Below are 2,424 nucleotides of genomic sequence, written 5' to 3'. Positions count from 1 at the left end.
CTTTAATAACCTAGCGAATAAGATAAAGCTTTTTGCAAACGAAATTTTCGATCCAAATTATAAGAAAAGAGAGACATCCTTAGGTCGTTTAAATAGGTTGCTTCTGGAAGTCCAGGCTTAAAAAATCCCGAACACCTATGCATGGCCGCGCGGGGATTTTGTAGGATCGCGTCTAACCTCGGGTCGGTTTTTTCTGGCGGCTCGGCGTTGCTCTCGGCGAGATAGCGACGGTGTAAGTCCGGGTTTTCGCCGGCAGTCGCGCGGATCGCTTGCGCGCGCGACGCGCCTCGCGCCTGTGCGGTCGCGACCAGCGCGTTAAATTGTTCGATGGCGGTCATTTGGGGTCTCCGTTGGCAGGAATTTGACGATACCGCGCGACGCCTGAAATCAATAGAGCCGGTTAGATTCGGCGATGTTTTGCAACTGCCTTGCGGACGTGGGGAGCGATCCGCAGCGGCGCGCCTCCCACAAGGCGCGGCGCAGCGATGATGCACTGGCGGGCAGGGCATCCAGGGCGCGCCAGCGGGGCCAGACGTCAGACTCGAAGCGTTGAATCGCGTCCGCCAGGGCCGCCGCGCGCGGGGTCGGCTTGCCGTCCAGAAGTCGCCAGGCGGTGAGGAGGTGAGCGTCGCGGCGGTGCCGCAGGTAGCGGGTGCGGGCAGTCTCGATGCCAGGCGATCCCGTCAGTCCGAGCGCGTCATCCATGCTGCGGGCGGCTCCCGACAACCAACGGCGAATCCCGGCGGCGAAGAAGGCCGCCGGTGTGTCAGGGGCTGGGGCGCTCTCCTCCAGTTCGGCGGCGAGGATGGCAAGTTGCTCAGCGGCGTTCATGTGACGGTATCCATGGGCCGGGTCGATCGATGCTGCGGCGTTCCTCCAGTAAGCGAACGATCAATCTGACGTGGTATGGAATCGGGCTCCTCCCGCCAAAGTCGTGGACGGTGCTCTGGGCGCGACCGATCAGCGCGGCGAAGTCGGCACAAGTCAGGCCGATGGCGTTGAGGCGTTCGTGAAATTCGGCGCGGGTCATGGGGTCTCCGGTCAGTCGATACTGAAGCGGGCGGCGCGTTCGGTGGCGGATGGGGGGCTTTGGCCCGTGACAAGTCGACGCCAGACAGCAGCAGGGCCGCATAGGCATAGACGCGGCAATCCAGCGCCTCCACGGCCTGATAGACCTTGATCCATTCGCGCACGGGGCGGCCGCCTCGGGGGTAGCGGACGACGAGACGCTCGCCGGTCAACTGGCGGAACCATTCGGCGGCGCGATCCTTGGGAAAGTGGGCATAGCCTGGACCGGGCCGGGTGACGCCCTTGAAGCGGCGCGTGATGATGGACTTCGCTTCGTCGACGCCAAGCATCTCGGGAGCGGCGCCGGCCTTCTTGCGCTTGGCACGGCGGCGGTCGCGCGCCAGCTTCTGCTCGATCACGGGGTAGGCGCCCGCGCGACCTTTGACGGGGTAAACCTGCTGACTGCCGGCCTGGACCACGAACCCATACACCCGTTTGGGCAAGAATCCGGAATCGACGCACATCGCGGTTAACCCGAGCGTGGAGCCATCGGCGCGGGCATAGCGGGCCTGCTTCCAGACCTCCAACAGTTCCAGCCACACGTCATCCTGGACGGGATCGCCGATGAGGACTTGGTAATCGATGCTCCAGGACTCCTCGCCCGCGCCCCATCCGACCACTTCCAGCTCCAGGCGGTCGGACTGCACGTCGACGCCGCAGGTGAGCACGGCCACGCCCTCGGGGACTTCGGCGGGGTAGTGCTCGGCGCGCGCCATCAGCAGATCGGCGTCCAGTTGCTCGCCGGGTTCGCGGTAGACCTCGCCCAGCACGGTATTGATGAAGGTCTTGAGCTGCTCCGGATCGTCCTTGACGCTCAGGTATTCGCGCGCCAGCTTGGCGGGTGTCGAGTTGGGGGAGTAGCTGTAACCCGCCCAGATATGGAAGCCGATGTGTCCCCCGAAGCTGGGCAGGAAGGCGAACCCCTGACCCGGACGCCAGGACCAGTCTTCGCCCAGCCAGTAACCGCCTTCGATCAGGCGCCGATGGTGGCGGTGATCGATGGCGGTTTCGCAGTGGGGACAGATCCAGGCGGCTTGCTCCAGATCCAGGTGCGCGGCGGGCATGGGTTGACCGCGAATCAAAAGGGCCTTGTCAGGTCGCAGCAGGCGCCGGACATGCTCGCCGGTGCAATGGGGACAGGCGAGGATGTAATGCCCTTGAGAACTGCTCTCCCAGGCCCGCTCGATGCGGGAAACGCCGGCCTCGGTGGGGGTTGATCCCATAAGCGCCAACATAGCCGACAAGCCCTTGAAAATCAGTGGAGAGGTGCGATGTGTTAGCTTTTTGCTGCCATGCTCCACGCCCCTCAGCCCGTCGATCTTGCGTTTGAAGCGTTTCTGAAGGAATTGCCACCCG

General features: G+C 63.7%; 3 protein-coding genes. All 3 read right to left on the bottom strand.

Annotated elements, in window-relative coordinates; all coding sequences use genetic code 11:
* Nucleotides 1-2: 2 nt before the first annotated feature.
* Nucleotides 3-338, bottom strand: coding sequence for a hypothetical protein (locus QZY07_RS08055; protein WP_295401416.1), 336 nt, complete (start codon nucleotides 336-338; stop codon nucleotides 3-5).
* A 49-nt stretch (nucleotides 339-387) separates the two neighbouring features.
* Nucleotides 388-831 (bottom strand): hypothetical protein, encoded by a 444-nt coding sequence (locus QZY07_RS08050; RefSeq protein ID WP_295401414.1) that lies wholly within the window; start codon nucleotides 829-831, stop codon nucleotides 388-390.
* A partial coding sequence (locus QZY07_RS08045; RefSeq protein WP_295401412.1) for a terminase gpA endonuclease subunit occupies nucleotides 828-2,424 on the bottom strand: 1,597 nt, incomplete at its 5' end. The genes QZY07_RS08045 and QZY07_RS08050, both read right to left, overlap by 4 nt.

This window comes from uncultured Thiocystis sp., assembly GCF_903866365.1.
Taxonomy (GTDB): domain Bacteria; phylum Pseudomonadota; class Gammaproteobacteria; order Chromatiales; family Chromatiaceae; genus Chromatium.
This window is presented reverse-complemented; position numbering and strand designations above follow the sequence as displayed.